Source organism: Streptomyces sp. NPDC002958 (assembly GCF_055563255.1).
This window is the reverse complement of sequence record NZ_JBVHDS010000005.1, coordinates 314,408-329,732: the sequence shown is the minus strand read 5'-3', so window position 1 is coordinate 329,732 and position 15,325 is coordinate 314,408. Positions and strand designations below refer to the sequence as shown.

The 15,325-nt window shown below is 68.9% G+C and carries 15 protein-coding genes; 7 read left to right on the top strand and 8 right to left on the bottom strand.

The window, feature by feature from the left end:
• Positions 1–301: 301 nt before the first annotated feature.
• The 4 genes from ACZ3IC_RS12480 to pdhA form a co-directional block, all read right to left on the bottom strand.
• Positions 302–1,150: an NTP transferase domain-containing protein gene (locus ACZ3IC_RS12480; protein ID WP_467415309.1), complete on the bottom strand. Its 849-nt coding sequence runs from the start codon at positions 1,148–1,150 to the stop codon at positions 302–304.
• Between the two features lie 99 nt (positions 1,151–1,249).
• A complete protein-coding gene (locus ACZ3IC_RS12475) occupies positions 1,250–2,701 on the bottom strand; it encodes a dihydrolipoamide acetyltransferase family protein (RefSeq protein ID WP_467415306.1) in 1,452 nt (483 codons plus the stop codon).
• Positions 2,701–3,732, bottom strand: a complete 1,032-nt coding sequence (locus ACZ3IC_RS12470) for an alpha-ketoacid dehydrogenase subunit beta (protein WP_467415303.1) — start codon at positions 3,730–3,732, stop codon at positions 2,701–2,703. Before ACZ3IC_RS12470 ends, ACZ3IC_RS12475 begins: the two co-directional genes overlap by 1 nt.
• Positions 3,729–4,892 (bottom strand): pyruvate dehydrogenase (acetyl-transferring) E1 component subunit alpha, encoded by a 1,164-nt coding sequence (gene pdhA, locus ACZ3IC_RS12465; RefSeq protein ID WP_467415300.1) that lies wholly within the window; start codon positions 4,890–4,892, stop codon positions 3,729–3,731. The genes ACZ3IC_RS12470 and pdhA overlap by 4 nt, the downstream gene beginning before the upstream one ends.
• 265 nt (positions 4,893–5,157) lie before the next feature.
• Between pdhA and ACZ3IC_RS12460 the strand changes: the two genes are divergently transcribed.
• Positions 5,158–5,664 carry an Lrp/AsnC family transcriptional regulator gene (locus ACZ3IC_RS12460; protein WP_467415432.1) on the top strand — a complete coding sequence of 169 codons (507 nt, stop codon included), beginning with the start codon at positions 5,158–5,160 and terminating at the stop codon, positions 5,662–5,664.
• Positions 5,665–5,935: 271 nt separating this feature from the next.
• Here the strand turns inward: ACZ3IC_RS12460 and ACZ3IC_RS12455 are convergent, their stop codons facing one another.
• The gene (locus tag ACZ3IC_RS12455) at positions 5,936–6,529 is read right to left on the bottom strand and encodes a TetR/AcrR family transcriptional regulator (protein WP_467415299.1); all 594 of its coding nucleotides are present in this window, start codon (positions 6,527–6,529) and stop codon (positions 5,936–5,938) included.
• A 123-nt stretch (positions 6,530–6,652) separates the two neighbouring features.
• Here ACZ3IC_RS12455 and paaN point away from each other — a divergent pair, with 123 nt between their 5' ends.
• The gene (gene paaN, locus ACZ3IC_RS12450; protein ID WP_467415297.1) at positions 6,653–8,353 is read left to right on the top strand and encodes a phenylacetic acid degradation protein PaaN; all 1,701 of its coding nucleotides are present in this window, start codon (positions 6,653–6,655) and stop codon (positions 8,351–8,353) included.
• A gap of 267 nt (positions 8,354–8,620) precedes the next feature.
• Here the strand turns inward: paaN and ACZ3IC_RS12445 are convergent, their stop codons facing one another.
• From ACZ3IC_RS12445 to ACZ3IC_RS12435, 3 genes are all read right to left on the bottom strand, one after another.
• On the bottom strand, positions 8,621–9,283 hold the full coding sequence (locus ACZ3IC_RS12445; RefSeq protein ID WP_467415294.1) for a TrmH family RNA methyltransferase: 663 nt from the start codon (positions 9,281–9,283) through the stop codon (positions 8,621–8,623).
• A 137-nt stretch (positions 9,284–9,420) separates the two neighbouring features.
• A complete protein-coding gene (locus tag ACZ3IC_RS12440; RefSeq protein WP_467415291.1) occupies positions 9,421–10,716 on the bottom strand; it encodes an HTTM domain-containing protein in 1,296 nt (431 codons plus the stop codon).
• Positions 10,713–11,486 carry a DUF5819 family protein gene (locus ACZ3IC_RS12435; protein ID WP_467415288.1) on the bottom strand — a complete coding sequence of 258 codons (774 nt, stop codon included), beginning with the start codon at positions 11,484–11,486 and terminating at the stop codon, positions 10,713–10,715. Before ACZ3IC_RS12435 ends, ACZ3IC_RS12440 begins: the two co-directional genes overlap by 4 nt.
• A gap of 119 nt (positions 11,487–11,605) precedes the next feature.
• Here ACZ3IC_RS12435 and paaA point away from each other — a divergent pair, with 119 nt between their 5' ends.
• Genes paaA through ACZ3IC_RS12410 form a run of 5 tightly spaced genes read left to right on the top strand, consistent with a single transcriptional unit; the run spans position 11,606 to position 15,154 of the window.
• Complete coding sequence (gene paaA / locus ACZ3IC_RS12430) at positions 11,606–12,610, top strand: 1,2-phenylacetyl-CoA epoxidase subunit PaaA (protein ID WP_467415285.1); 1,005 nt, start codon at positions 11,606–11,608, stop codon at positions 12,608–12,610.
• Complete coding sequence (gene paaB, locus ACZ3IC_RS12425; RefSeq protein ID WP_093548044.1) at positions 12,607–12,897, top strand: 1,2-phenylacetyl-CoA epoxidase subunit PaaB; 291 nt, start codon at positions 12,607–12,609, stop codon at positions 12,895–12,897. The genes paaA and paaB overlap by 4 nt, the downstream gene beginning before the upstream one ends.
• Entirely contained in the window at positions 12,894–13,595 is a 702-nt protein-coding gene (gene paaC, locus ACZ3IC_RS12420; RefSeq protein WP_467415283.1) for a 1,2-phenylacetyl-CoA epoxidase subunit PaaC, read from the top strand. Before paaB ends, paaC begins: the two co-directional genes overlap by 4 nt.
• The gene (gene paaD, locus ACZ3IC_RS12415) at positions 13,589–14,095 is read left to right on the top strand and encodes a 1,2-phenylacetyl-CoA epoxidase subunit PaaD (protein ID WP_467415280.1); all 507 of its coding nucleotides are present in this window, start codon (positions 13,589–13,591) and stop codon (positions 14,093–14,095) included. Before paaC ends, paaD begins: the two co-directional genes overlap by 7 nt.
• Positions 14,096–15,154 (top strand): 2Fe-2S iron-sulfur cluster-binding protein, encoded by a 1,059-nt coding sequence (locus tag ACZ3IC_RS12410; RefSeq protein ID WP_467415277.1) that lies wholly within the window; start codon positions 14,096–14,098, stop codon positions 15,152–15,154.
• The last annotated feature ends 171 nt before the right edge of the window (positions 15,155–15,325 follow it).

Sequence of the window (15,325 nt, the reverse complement as noted above, 5' to 3'; positions counted from 1 at the left end):
GCGAGGGCCTGTTCAACGGCCCGGTCCTCCTCGGCGGCCCGCAACTCCTTCGGGGTCAGGCCACGATCCGCCGGCAGAGGAAGGCCACTCGCCGAAGACCGGCTGACCGCGGAGGACGGGTTGACCACCGAAGACCGACCGCCCTGTGCCGACGCAAGGTCGGCCGACGTCGGACGGTCGCGTGCGGAGGGCCCGACGCCCGCCGAGGGTCCGACTCCCATCGACTCGACTCCCATCGACTCGACGCCCATCGACTCGACGCCGGCCGCCGAAGGCGGGTCCGCCCTGTCGTTGTGGGCTGTCATTGCGTCTCGTTCTCTTCCGCCCACCGGAGGGCGAGAGCGGCAGCCTTGCGGGCAGCCTCGGCCACCACCGCCGGGCCGTCGCAGTCGCTGCTCGCCTGCGCCGCCGCGTACCCGACCAGGAAGGTCGTCAGGGGCGCGGCGGGCCGGGCGACGCCGTGGGCTGCGTCACGGGCGAGATCGAGCAGGACATCGGTGTCGACGTCGAGTTCGATGCCCAGTTCGTTCTTGACTGCGGTGATCCATTCGTCCAGCACGGTCCCATGCTCTCTGATCCGGGACCGGGCCGCCGCGATGTCCTCCCAGGTGTCACAGTCGAAGGAGGCCAGGGGGCCTGCCTCCACCCGGGCCAGGTCGAGTTCGTTCGTCAGCAACCGCAGGGGGAGTCCGGACAGACTGCCGTGCTCGGTGGCGAGCAGAGCGAGCTCGCGGCGCAGCGGTTCGGTACGGTAGACGGCGACGAGAGGCTGGTCGTGACCGTCCTGATCGGTGCACAGAGCCCCGTCCCGCTGCCCGTCACCGGCGGCGGCCAACAGCTCTCCGGCGGTGCTCTTGCCGAAGAACGGCAGATCGGCCGAGAGCACGAGAACCCATTCCGCGGCGGTGCGCCGGACCCCGGCGTCGAGCGCGGCCAACGGGCCGCCGCCCTGCGGTTCCTCCCGCGTCCAGGTCACTGCGCGCACGGTGGGCCGCCGTCCTCCCACCACCACGGTGGCCGAGGCGTCGGCGCAGGCCGCGAGGACCCGGTCGAGCAGCGCACGGCCACCGACCGGGATCCCAGGCTTGTCGGCGCCGCCGAGCCGCTTGGCGGCCCCTCCGGCGAGGACGATGGCGTCATACACGGTCATGCATCCGAGTATGCGGGCCACGGTCTCCCGTTGATCCTCCCCGTCCGCAATCCCGTGGATCCACGAGGGGAGAAAACGGGAACCCGCGACCGTTGCCGCCTACATCGTGCGCAGTAGCACCGCCGGTTGTTCCACGCAGTCGGCCACGTAGCGCAGGAAGCCGCCCGCCGTTCCGCCGTCGCAGACCCGGTGGTCAAAGGTCAGCGAGAGCTGAACGACCTGGCGTACGGCCAGCTCGCCCTCGTGCACCCACGGCTTGGGCACGATCCGGCCGACGCCCAGCATCGCCGCCTCCGGGTGGTTGATGATCGGGGTCGAACCGTCGACTCCGAACACCCCATAGTTGTTCAGCGTGAACGTGCCGCCGGTCAGCTCCGCCGGAGTCAGCTTCCCGGTTCGGGCCGCCTCGGTCAGCCGGGCGATCTCGGCCCCGATCGACTCCGCGTTCCGAGCCTGTGCATCCCGTACAACAGGGACGACCAGTCCCCGCTCGGTCTGGGCCGCGAACCCGAGATGGACCTCCGGCAGGCGCACGATCTCCCGCGCCTCCACGTCCACCGTGGAGTTGAGCTCGGGGAACCGGGCCAACGCGGCAGTGCAGATACGCGCCAGCAGGGCGAGCAGCGACACCTTGGGCCCGGCAGCCGGACCACCGGCGCTGTTCATCGCGGATCGGGCCGCCATCAGCTCGGTGGCATCCGCGTCGACCCAGCACGTGGCCTCGGGGATCTCCCGTCGGCTGCGCGTCAACTTGTCGGCGACCGCGCCCCGTACACCGCGCAACGGAATCCGCTCCACGGCCGGACTCGCCGCCCTCCGCGCCAACGGCGGCTGCGCCGCAGACGGCGACGTCGGTTCCGTAACCGACTCCGGCACCGAGACCGCGGCCGACCGGGGAGCAGCGGCCCCCTCCGCCAGCGCCCTGATCGCAGATTCGACATCGGCCCGCAGGATCAGCCCGTCGGGCCCGGAACCCGCCAGCTGCCGCAGATCAAGATCATGCTGCCGCGCCAGCTTCCGCACCAGCGGAGAGACGACGGGCACCGGCCCCTGCGCCACGTCCGGAACAGATGCAGAATCCGCAGCCGCAGCCGTCACACGTGCGCCAACAGGCGCGGCAACAGGCGCGGCAACCGCCTCGGGACGGACCCGTCGACGGCGCGCCACCGGTGCGCCCGTCCCGTACCCGACCAGCACGTTGCCGGACGACTCCGGCTCACCGGCCCCGGCCCCGGAACTCGCCCCACCAGAACCGGCCATCGAGCCCACCACTCCCACGGACCCCTCGGACCCCATGGAGCCCTTGGACCCCACGGCCACCGTCAACAGCGGTGCTCCAACCGGAAGTTCCGTGCCCTCCTCGCCAAACCGTGCGGTCACCACGCCCCCGTACGGGCACGGCACCTCCACCGTCGCCTTGGCGGTCTCGACCTCGACGACCGGCTGGTCGATGGCGACGACATCGCCGACCTCCACCAGCCAGCGCACGATCTCCGCCTCGGTCAGCCCCTCGCCGAGATCCGGCAGCTTGAATTCGAATACCTGAGGCATCAGCTCTCCGCCTCCCACTGCAAACGGGCGACCGCGTCGAGCACCCGGTCCACGCCCGGCAGATGGTGCCGCTCCTGCATCGGGGGCGGATACGGAATGTCGAACCCGGTGACCCGCAGCACCGGCGCCTCCAGATGGTGGAAGCAGCGCTCTGTGACCCGAGCCGCGATCTCGCCGCCCGGACCACCGAAACCGGAGGACTCATGGACGACGACCGCGCGCCCCGTACGCCGCACGGAAGCGGCGACGGTTTCGTCGTCGAAAGGCACCAGTGAACGCAGGTCGACGACTTCGAGGTCCCAGCCCTCTTCGACGGCCGCTTCCGCAGCCTCCATACAGACCGGCAGCGACGGCCCGTATGTGATCAGCGTCGCGCTGCGTCCGGGCCGGCGGACAACGGCCCGCCCGATCGGCTCCACGGCCACCGGGGCCTCGGGCGACCAGTCCGCCTTCGACCAGTAGAGCCGCTTCGGCTCCAGGAAGACCACCGGGTCGTCGGAGGCGATCGAGGCCCTCAGCAACCCGTACGCGTCCTCGACCGTGGCGGGCGTGACGACATGGAGGCCGGGCGTCGCCATGTAGTACGCCTCCGAGGAGTCACTGTGGTGCTCGACCCCGCCGATCCCGCCGCCGTACGGCACCCGGACCGTGACCGGCAACGGCATGGCACCGGCCGTCCGGTTCCGCATCTTGGCGACATGGCTGATCAGCTGCTCGAACGCCGGATAGGCAAAGGCGTCGAACTGCATCTCCACCACGGGCCGCAACCCGTACATCGCCATGCCGACAGCCGTGCCGAGGATGCCTGCCTCGGCCAGCGGGGTGTCCGTACAACGGTCCTCGCCGAACTCCTTCGCCAGACCGTCGGTGATCCGGAAGACCCCACCGAGCGTGCCCACGTCCTCGCCGAGGACGTGCACCGTCGGGTCCTCGGCCATCGAGTCGTGCAGCGCACGCCCGAGCGCCTGCGCCATGGTGGCAGGCTTGGCCTTCGCCGTCCGCTCTCCGGCCGTTGCCGCTGCGGTGGTCATCGCCCTTCCTCCACGTCGTCGTGGCCGTGCAGGTCGTGCTCGGCCTCCAGCTCGACACGCAACCGGGCAGTCTGTTCCCGCAGTTGCGAGGTCTTTTCCGCATAGACATGGGCGAAGAGATCCATCGGGTCGAGCACCGGATCGGCGTTCATCCGGTCGCGCAGAGCGGCCGCCATCCGCTCCGCAGCCGCGCGCGCCTCCTCGATCCCGTCGTCGTCGAGCAGCCCCCGCCCGATCAGCTCCCGCTCCAGGAGCTGAATCGGATCATGCGCACGCCACGTCTCCACCTCGCTGTCGACGCGGTAGCGCGTGGCGTCGTCAGCATTCGTATGGGCGTCCATGCGGTACGTCACCGCTTCGACGAGCGTGGGACCACCACCGCTCCGGGCCCGCGCGACCGCCTCACCGAGGACCTGGTGCACGGCGGCCGCGTCATTGCCATCCACCAGCCGACCCGGCATCCCGTACCCCACGGCCTTGTGCGCCAAGGACGGAGCAGCGGTCTGCTTCGCCAGCGGTACGGAGATCGCGAAGCCGTTGTTCTGTACGAGGAAGACGACCGGAGCCCGCCAGACGGCCGCGAAATTCAGCGCCTCGTGGAAATCTCCCTCACTGGTCCCGCCATCACCGACCATGGCCAGCGCCACCACGTCGTCACCCTTGAGGCGCGCCGCGTGTGCCAGGCCCACGGCGTGCGGCAACTGGGTGGCGAGGGGGGTGCAGAGCGGGGCGATGCGGTGCTCGCGCGGGTCGTAGCCGGTGTGCCGGTCGCCGCGCAGCAGCGTCAGTGCCTCGACCGGGTCCAGGCCGCGCGCCACGGCCGCCAGCGTGTCGCGATAGCTGGGAAAGAGCCAGTCCCGCTCCTCCAGCACCAGCGCGGCCGCTATCTCGCAGGCCTCCTGCCCCGTGCTCGACGGGTAGACGGCGAGCCGGCCCTGCTTGGTGAGCGCGGTGGCCTGCGCGTTGTACCGCCGCCCGCGGACCAGCTCCGCGTAAAGCCGAAGCAGCAGCTCGGGGTCGGCACCGTCCACGGCATCCGTACCGAGCACGCGGTATGGCTCGGGGTCCGGGAGCAGCGGCGCAGGGTCGGTGAGCGGCTTCCAGGCCGGGGGCGGCGCGGGCCGGTAAGCGGCCGCGCCGGGCAGCTCTTGGACCGTCATGACAAGCACCTCCTGGCATCGAGGGGTTTTCGAGCGGCGTCTGACGACATCGGGGGATCGTCCGATGTCGAGGGGTGTCGAAATGCATCGAAATGTCGAGCGCTGTCCGAGACACGAATACGTTGCGCCTCACCTACCGATTGTTCGGTCGCGAGCGCATTTTGGCTACAGGCGCCTTCAGCCTGTGGACAAACGGTTCTCCACAGCCTGAGATAGGGGCAGGTCGTCCAGGACAGGGAGGTGCGGGCACATGTCAGCTGAACAAATGGCCGACGGGGGCGAGGCCCCCGGCCGGGTTCCGCCCGCGCGCCCGCTCGACGCCATCGATCGCGACATCCTGCGACTGCTCCAGACGGACGGTCGCGCCTCGATACGCTCGGTGGCCGATCGTGTCCATGTCTCCCGGGCCAACGCATATGCCCGGATCAACAGGCTCATCGACGACGGCGTGATCCGCGGTTTCAGCGCGCGCGTGAACCATGAGCGGGCCGGGCAGGGCGCCTCCGCGTACATCACTCTCAAGATCGTCCAGAATTCCTGGCGCACCGTGCGCGAGCAGCTCCAGGCACTGCCGGGGGCCACCCATATCGCGCTCGTCAGTGGCGACTTCGATGTCCTGCTGCTGGTGCACACCCCGGACAACCGGTCGCTGCGCGAGCTGGTCCTGACCAGGATCCAGGCCATCCCGGAGGTACTCTCCACCCGCACACTTCTGGTGTTCGAGGAGACGGACCTGGCCCCGGCCCCGGCCAGACCTACCGAGCTCACGTAGCGGGAATCAGTAAACGGGCTCCAAAACCGAGCCAGAGACGGACTCGGAGACCCCTGGCCCGCCGAATTGACCGCGGCACCCGCCGGCCGACCCGCGTGCAGCTCGCGCCGCGCGGCACATGGCGCCTGTCCCGGTCCCATCCGCGGACTGAACCTGTCCTGGTCCCATCCGCGGACTGAAGGTGAGGGAAGCAGCCTTCGCCTCCTCCGGCATCAGACAGCCGAGATCGTGCGGCGCCACACCCCCGGTCGCACTCCGACCGTCAACGGGTTCAGCGGCTGGACCGCATCCCCTCGAAGGCCACCCGGACGAGCGTGTCCGCCAGCCGCTCCCCGTCGACGCCGCCGTCCGGTTGCGGCCTGTACCACTCCACCAGGGAGTTGACCATTCCGAAGAGCAGCCGTGTCACCAGCCGTATGTCCACGTCGGAGCGGAGATCGCCATCCGCGACAGCCGCCCTGAGCAGATCGGTCACCCGATGGTCGAACTCGCGCCGCCGCTCCATGGCCCAGCGCTCGGTCTTCGTATTGCCCCGCACGCGCAACAGCAGCGTGACGTAGGGAAGTTCGGATATCAGCACATCGACGGTACGACGGGTGACGTACTCGACCCGCTCGATCGCTCGCCCCCGCGTCGCTCCCGGCTCGTCGAGAATTCCGAAGAGACCGTCCAGCGCCCGGCTGACCGCGCGGCGGAGCAGTTCCTCCTTGCCCGCGACGTGGTGATAGATGGACGACTTGGAGATGCCCGCCGCCTTGGAGAGATGCTCCATGGACGTGCCGTCGTAGCCGCGCTCGTTGAAGACACGGACGGCGACGGTGAGCAGAGTCTCCGGGGTGTACGTGTCCCGCTTGGCCGTGGTCATGTCCGCGATCCTCCCCTATGAGTTGTCCACAGGTTTGGCGGGCCCCCTTGTCCCGACCGATCGTTCGGTTACTCTAACTCTGTCCGCCCGTCCCTGCCCAGCTCGATGAGGAGTTGGTCCGTCATGGCCGCCGAGCTCTCCCCACACCTGCTCTCCGAAAAGCACCGTTCCACGCTCGACCAGGCCCTCGACGCGATCCGTACGCGCGCCTACTGGTCCCCGCATCCCGAGCATCCGAAGGCTTACGGCGAGCAAGGCGCCCCTGGCAGCCTGAGCCCCGCCGAGGGCAAGGCCGCCTTCGACGCCGTGCTGCACACCCGGCTCGACCTCGGTCAGCCGGGCACCGACGGCTGGACGGGCGGAGAGACCTCTCCGTACGGGCCGGAGCTGGGTGTCGAGTATCCGCACGCCGACCTGGATGTCCTGCTTCCGGCCATGCTTACGGGAATGGCCGCCTGGCGTGCGGCAGGCCCGGAGACCAGGGCCCTGGTCTGTCTGGAGATCCTCGCGCGGATCAGCGCCAGGACCCATGAGTTCGGCCACGCCGTGATGCACACCAGCGGCCAGGCCTTCATGATGGCGTTCCAGGCGGGCGGCCCACACGCCCAGGACCGCGGCCTGGAGGCGGTGGCGTACGCGTACGCGGAGCAGATCCGCACCCCGCAGAGCGCCGACTGGTCCAAGCCCCAGGGCAAGCGCGATCCGCTGCAACTGCACAAGACGTTCACCGCGGCGCCCCGCGGTATCTCGCTCCTGATCGGCTGCAACACGTTCCCCACGTGGAACGGCTATCCGGGACTCTTCGCCTCCCTGGCGACCGGCAATCCCGTCCTGGTCAAACCGCACCCGCGCGCCGTCCTTCCGCTCGCGCTCACGGTGCAGCTGGCCCGCGAGGTGCTCGTCAAGGCGGGCTTCGATCCCAACCTGGTCGCGCTGGCCGCCGAACGGCCGGGCGAAGGCATCGCGAAGACTCTCGCGGTCCGCCCCGAGATCAAGATCATCGACTACACCGGATCCACCGCCTTCGGCGAATGGTTGGAGACCAACGCCCGCCAGGCTCAGGTTTACACGGAGAAGGCCGGAGTCAACACGATCGTCCTCGACTCCACCGACAACTACCAGGGCATGCTCGCCAACCTGGCGTTCTCCCTCTCGCTGTACAGCGGCCAGATGTGCACCACCCCGCAGAACCTCCTGATCCCCCGGGGCAGCATCACGACCGACGCCGGCGACAAGACGTACGACGAAGTCGTCGACGACATCGCCGCCGCGGTCAACGGACTGCTGAGCGACGACGCCCGGGCGAACGCACTGCTCGGCGCCCTGGTCAACCCCGATGTGAAGGCCCGCCTGGAGGCGGCCGCAGAGCTGGGTGACGTCGCCCTGCCCTCCCGTGAGGTGGCCAACCCGGAATTCCCCGACGCCGTGGTCCGCACCCCCGTCGTCGTCAAACTGGACGGCACCAAGCCGGACGACGAGGAGCACTACCTCTCGGAGTGCTTCGGACCGGTCTCCTTCGCCGTAGCGGTCGACTCGACAGCCGACGCCGTGGAGCTGCTCCGCCGCACGATCCGTGACAAGGGCGCGATGACGGTCGGCGCGTACACCACCTCACCGGAGGTGGAGCGCGCGGTGGAGGGCGTCTGCCTGGACGAGTCGGCCCAGCTCTCGCTGAACCTGACCGGCGGGGTGTACGTCAACCAGACCGCGGCGTTCTCCGACTTCCACGGCTCGGGCGGCAACCCGGCAGCGAACGCGGCCCTGTGCGACGGAGCCTTCGTGGCTAGCCGCTTCCGCATGGTGGAAGTCCGCCGCCAGGCGTAACCCAGCCTCCGGCCTCAGGCCTTCTGCTCCCGTCTTTCCCACCCCTGCGCAGCCCCGCCTCGCCCCTCCCGCCCCTCCTGTCCCGGCCCTTCCGCCCCTGCCCCACCCTTCCAGGCTTCCTTCAGCTCCTCCGGCGTTTGAGGAGCGGGGTCCGGGGCGGAGCGCCGGTTACGGGAAGGGGCGGGCAGGGGAACAGGCCCGCCGCAGGCGCCCTACCCCGCCCTCATCCGAACGCCCCCACCCCCACCCGCACCCGCTCCACCCATCTCAGCACCCCAGCCCGCCCCCGGTCCCGCGCCCGGCCCCCGGAATCTCCGCATACCGCTGCACCCACGCATGCATGGCAATCGCAGCCGCAGCCCCTGCATTGATCGACCGCGTCGACCCGAACTGCGCAATGGAGCACACCATTGCCGCGTGCTTGCGGGCCTCCTCGGTCAGCCCGGGCCCTTCCTGCCCAAATAGCAGCACACACCGCCGGGGCAACTCGGTCCGCTCCAGCGGCACCGCCCCCGGCAGATTGTCGATACCGATAATCGGCAGCCCCTCCGCCGCTGCCCACGCGGTCAGCGACTCCGTGTCGGGGTGGTGTCGCACGTGCTGGTACCGGTCGGTGACCATCGCACCACGCCGATTCCATCGCCGCCGCCCCACGATGTGGATCTCCTTGGCGAGGAAGGCGTTCGCGGTGCGCACCACGGAACCGATATTGAAGTCGTGGCCCCAGTTCTCGACCGCCACATGGAAGTCGTGCCGCCGCAGATCCAGATCGGCGACGATCGCCTCCCGCGTCCAGTACCGGTAGGCGTCACCCACGTTGCGCCGGTCGCCGTGGGCGAGCAGCTCGGGGTCGTACCGTTCGCCCACAGGCCAAGGCAGCGGGTGCGGCCCGACTCCGACCTCCGTCCCGAATCCGTCGTCGTACTGCATCGGTTCCGCAGACGGACCGGTTTCCGCCCCGGGTACGAATGCGACGGACGAGTCAGGTCCTACGGCCTCTTCGGCCAACGAATCCCCGCCGGTCCCGCCGGTCCTACCGGTCCTGCCACTGCTGCCGCTCTCACTACTCACCCGACGAGCGTATGGCCCCCGTCGCCGCTGTGCTGGGGAGCCTCCTCGTCATCGACGGCACTCCGCTGCCTCGGAACCTTGCCCTCGCGGCCCTCGCGGCCCTCGCGCGAGAACAGCAGCTCCCGTCCGAGGGTCACCCGGCCGCCGAGCCACACCAGGAAGGCGGTCGGCAGGAAGACGGAGTCGGCGGCGATCATCGCCATCGAGAAGAAGGGCAGCCCGAGCAGCAGGGCAATACCGGCGTGCTCGCACACCATGACGACGAGCAGGACGTTCTTGACCCGCCGGTTGAACAGGGTGAAGGGGAAGGCGACCTGAACAACGACCGTGCCGTACGTCAGCAGCATCACCATCACACCGCTGGACGCGAGGATGTCCGACAGCCCGGGCCAAGGCGTGAAGTAGTCGAGGTTGAGCGGGTAGTACAGCGCCGTACCGTCCTGCCACCGCGAACCCTGGATCTTGTACCACCCCGCCGTCGCGTAGATCAGACAGACCTCAGCCATGATCACGACGAGGGTCGCGTTGTGGGCGAGGTTGGCGACGACATCGAGCAGGGTGCGGACTTCGCTGTCCGGTGCGTAACGGCTCACGGCCCACCAGGCACCCTGGCCGAGCCAGAGGACCCAGAAGAGAACCGGCAGCCACCAAGTACCGCCGAGGCCATCTTTCACTGTGGCCGCGATCAGAATCAGGCCGAGCACCACCCAGAGAACCGGACCGGCCACATTTCCCCGCACTGAACGCCCAGGGCCATCACCCTCCGCATCCTCCTTACGGGCCGCGTCCTCCCCACCGACCCCGCAGGCCGCACGGGCCGTACGCCGGGCATCCAACGACCAGACCTGCCCGCAGCGCGTCAGCACGAGATAGATCGCCATCAGATGGATGACGTTGTCGCCACCGTCGCCCATGAAGATGTTGCGGTTCTGCAGGGAGAGCACGCCGACCATGAAGAGGACCGACATGGCGCGAGTGTGCCAGCCGACCATCAGCAGCGCGGCGGAGAGCAGTGCGACCGCGTACACGATCTCGAACCAGACCGTGCTGTCCGACCACATGAGCACGGTGAAGGCTTGATTGCCCGATATGAGCTGCTGCGCCATGTCCCAGTGCCATGGGGCGTCGGGGCCGTACATCTCGTGGCGGTGCGGCACTTCTCGCAGCAGGAACAGCAGATAGGTGGCGGAGAAACCGATCCGGATGACGGCACTCTGATACGGGCCGAGGGCCGAGGAGGTGATGCGCTGGATGCCGCGGGCGATCTTGCGGTCGAAGGTGAGCGTATTCACTTGTCCGCCCCCTTGGCGCTCTCGGGGAGGTCGGCGGAGGTTACTGTCCACCACGGCAGCACCCGGTAGGACGGCTTCGTGCTGATCTTCTCCTCGCTCCAGTCTGGCGCCGCGACGGGCCGCGACTCGGAACGAATCTGAATGCGCTCGATGGTGCCGCCGTAGTCGTGTTCGCCCAGGCGCAGCATCGCGATGCGGCGGATGTAGCGCTCGGAGAGCTCACCGCGCAGGCCGATCGCCCGGTTCTCGTTGTCGTGGGAATTGACAAAGAAGCCCCAGGCGCGGCGCAGCTCGTTCTGCTGGACGTGACTGGGGAGCAGATTGCCGCGTATCGCCTTGCCGTCCTCACCGGAAAGACTCATCCAGGAGGTGGTGTGGCGGCCGTCGGCGCCGGCTATCTCGGCCCGTACATGGACGGCCACGTTCTGCTGAAGAGGGTTCGGGGCGAAGAGCTTCCAGTCCTGCTCGAACTCGGGATAGATCCAGTCGTCAACCACTTCACCGTGCCGCTTGGTCAGGGTGTTGGAAGGTGCGACGTGCAGAAACACCATGGCCAGCTGACCGCAGGCGACCAGCCCGATCACCGACAGCGCGACCACGGCGACAATCCGGTACGGAAGAGACAGGGCCGCCACGCCGCCACGGGGACTTGACTGCGGCCCCTGACCGGCGCCGGACGACGCGCCTTGCCCCTGCTCCTGCCCCGGCCCGGCGCTCCCGTTCCCGCTCCCGTTCCCGCCCCCGACGCCGCTGTCGTCGTACGAATCCATCCCGCCCCGATCCCCGTCGATCTCCGGTCAGTTATCCACAGGGTTGACACCCTACGGGCCACCGACTCACCATTGAAGACAATGAACCGAACGATCGGTCGGTCGGTAGGGAGTCCGGGATGACGGCAGTGACTGCGGACCAGGCAGCGCAGGCGGGAGCAGAAAGGCCCGAAGGGGCGGGCGAGGCCCTGGAAGCGGCCTTTGACGCCGCGGTGGCGGCGGACGAGCGCATTGAGCCGCGCGACTGGATGCCGGATGCGTACCGTGCCTCGCTGGTCAGGCAAATGGCCCAGCATGCCCACTCCGAAATCATCGGAATGCAGCCGGAGGCCAACTGGATCTCGCGAGCGCCCTCGCTGCGCCGCAAAGCGATCCTGATGGCCAAGGTGCAGGACGAGGCGGGACACGGGCTCTATCTGTACAGCGCCGCGGAAACCCTCGGCACCGGCCGCGAGGAGTTGCTCGACAAGCTCCACGCAGGCCGCCAGAGGTATTCGTCAATCTTCAATTACCCGACGCTGACCTGGGCGGACGTCGGCGCCATCGGCTGGCTCGTGGATGGCGCCGCGATCACCAACCAGGTGCCGCTCTGCCGCTGCTCCTACGGCCCGTACGCCCGGGCGATGGTCCGCATCTGCAAGGAGGAGTCCTTCCACCAGCGTCAGGGGTACGAGCTGCTGCTCACCCTCAGCCGCGGCACCCCGGCGCAGCACGAGATGGCGCAGGACGCGGTGAACCGCTGGTGGTGGCCGTCCCTGATGATGTTCGGCCCGCCGGACGACGCATCGGCCCACTCGGCACAGTCAATGACCTGGAAGATCAAGCGGCACTCCAACGACGAGCTGCGGCAGCGCTTCGTGGACATCTGTATCCCCCAGGCCGAGGCGCTGGGGCTCACCCTCCCGGACCCGGATCTCCGGTGGAACGAGGAGCGTGGACAGCACGACTTCGGAGCGATCGACTGGAAGGAGTTCCAGGAGGTCCTCAAGGGCAACGGCCCGTGCAACGAGCAGCGCCTCACCCAGCGCCGCAGGGCGCACGAGGAGGGGTCCTGGGTCCGGGACGCGGCGGTTGCGTACGCCGAGAAGCACACAGCGGTACGGAACGGGGAGGCGACAGCATGAGCAGTTCGACCGAATGGCCACTGTGGGAGGTGTTCGTGCGTTCGCGCCGCGGGCTGTCCCATACCCACGCGGGCAGCCTGCACGCGCCGGACGCAGAAATGGCCCTGCGCAACGCACGCGATCTGTACACGCGCCGTTCCGAGGGCGTCTCCATCTGGGTGGTCCCGTCCGCGCAGGTCACGGCCTCCTCGCCGGACGAGAAGGACTCCTTCTTCGAGCCGGCCGGTGACAAGCCGTACCGGCACCCGACGTTCTACGAGATCCCGGAAGGGGTGAAGCACCTGTGACCGCGGCCCTCGCCCTCGGCGACGACGCGCTGGTGCTCTCGCACCGGCTGGGGGAGTGGGCCGGCCACGCCCCCGCACTGGAAGAGGAAGTGGCCCTGGCCAACATAGCCCTGGACCTGTTGGGGCAGGCTCGGGTGCTGCTGTCCCTCGTCGGGGACGAGGACGAGCTGGCGTATCTGCGCGAGGAGCGCGCCTTCCGTAACGTCCAGCTGGTCGAGCAGCCGAACGGCGACTTCGCCCACACCATCGCCCGCCAGCTCTACTTCTCCGTCTACCAGCGACTGCTGTACGAGCAGCTGGCGGTCGGTGAGAACCGGTTCGCCGGACTGGCGGCGAAGGCGGTCAAGGAAGTCGCGTACCACCAGGACCACGCGGAGCACTGGACGCTGCGGCTCGGCGACGGCACGGCCGAGAGCCATGAGCGGATGCAGCGAGCGGTGGGCGCCCTGTGGCGGTTCACCGGCGAGTTGTTCCAGCCCGTCGAGGGCGTGGAGATCGACTGGCAGTCGCTGCACAGCGGCTGGTTGGAATCCGTCACGGGAGTGCTGGAGCAGGCCACGCTGACCGTGCCGACCGGTCCGCAGTCCGGAGCGTGGACGGCGGGCGCGGGACGCCAGGGCATCCACACCGAGTCCTTCGGCCGGATGATCGCCGAGATGCAGCATCTGCATCGCAGCCACCCGGGGGCGTCATGGTGACCGAGACACTCTTGGAAGAGGAACTGCACCGGCTCGCAGGCTCCGTACCCGATCCCGAACTGCCCGTGCTGACCCTGGACGAGCTGGGGGTGCTCCGGGGCGTGGACGTGCTCGCACCCGGCAAGGTATCCGTGCGTCTCACCCCGACCTACACCGGCTGCCCGGCGATCGAGGCCATGTCCGCCGACATCGAGCGGGTGCTGCATGACCACGGCATACCGGAGGTCTCCGTGGTCACCGTGCTCTCGCCGGCCTGGTCCACGGACGACATCAGCGCGGAAGGGCGCCGCAAGCTGGCCGAGTTCGGCATCGCGCCCCCGCGCCCGCACGACGCCACGGCCCCTGTGGACGGTCCGGTGCCGCTCACGCTCTCGGTGCGCTGCCCGCACTGCGGCTCGACCGATACGGAGCTGCTGAGCCGGTTCTCCTCCACCGCCTGCAAGGCGCTGCGCCGCTGTGTGACATGTCGCGAACCGTTCGACCACTTCAAGGAGTTGTAGATGTTCCATCCGCTCCGGGTCCGCGCGATCGAACGACTCACGGACGATTCGGTGGCCGTCACCCTCGCCGTGCCGCCCGAGCTGCGCGAGACCTTCCGCCACAAGCCCGGCCAGCACCTCAATGTGCGCTACAGCGTCGATGGCGAGGAGATCCGCCGCTCGTACTCGATCTGCTCCCCGGCCGCCGAGGAACCGGCCGATCCGGTGCTACGGGTAGGCATTCGGCTCGTCGACGGCGGCGCGTTCTCCACGTACGCCCTGAAAGAACTCGCCGTCGGTGATTTGGTCGAGGCGATGCCCCCGATGGGCCGCTTCGTGCTCACGCCCCGCACCGGACGTTTCGCGGCGATAGTCGGAGGCAGCGGGATCACCCCGGTGCTGTCGATCGCGGCAACGCTGCTGGCGCGGGAGCCCGACGCCAGTTTCTGTCTGGTCCGGAGTGACCGAACAGCGGTTTCGACGATGTTCCTGGACGAGGTCGCCGACCTCAAGGACCGTTACCCGGACCGGTTCCAGCTGGTCACGGCACTCTCCCGGGAAGAGCAGCAGGCAGGTCTTTCGACCGGCCGGCTGGACCGGGAGCGGCTCACCGAGCTGCTGCCCGCACTACTACCGGTGGCGGAAGTGGATGGCTGGTATCTGTGCGGGCCGTTCGGACTGGTCCGGGCGGCCGAACGCGCGCTGCACGGCCTGGGCGTCGACCGGACCCGTATCCACCAGGAGATCTTCCATGTGGACGACGCCCCGAGCGCGCCTGCCCGCACCCTGGCCGAAACACCTGCTCACAGCAGGCTCACCGCAACCCTGGACGGCCGCTCCGGCACATGGCCGGTGCAGGATGGCGAATCACTGCTGGAGACCGTGCTGCGCAGCCGCTCCGACGCGCCGTACGCCTGCAAGGGAGGTGTGTGCGGGACCTGCCGGGCGTTCCTGGTCTCGGGCGAGGTGCGGATGGACCGCAACTTCGCGCTGGAGCCTGAAGAGACGGGCGCGGGCTATGTGCTGGCGTGCCAGTCGCACCCGGTCACTCCGGAGGTGGAGCTCGACTTCGACCGCTGACCGTTGACCCCTGCCCCCTGACCGCACACCATTTCACCCATCTCACCTCCCGTTCACCCACCTCACCTCCCACGCCTCCTCCTGCTCTCCCTCTCCAGTCCCCCTCCTGCCCTGTCCCTCCTCCCGCCTCTCTCCCTGTTCCCTTCTCATAGAACCTGTTCTATCTTGACG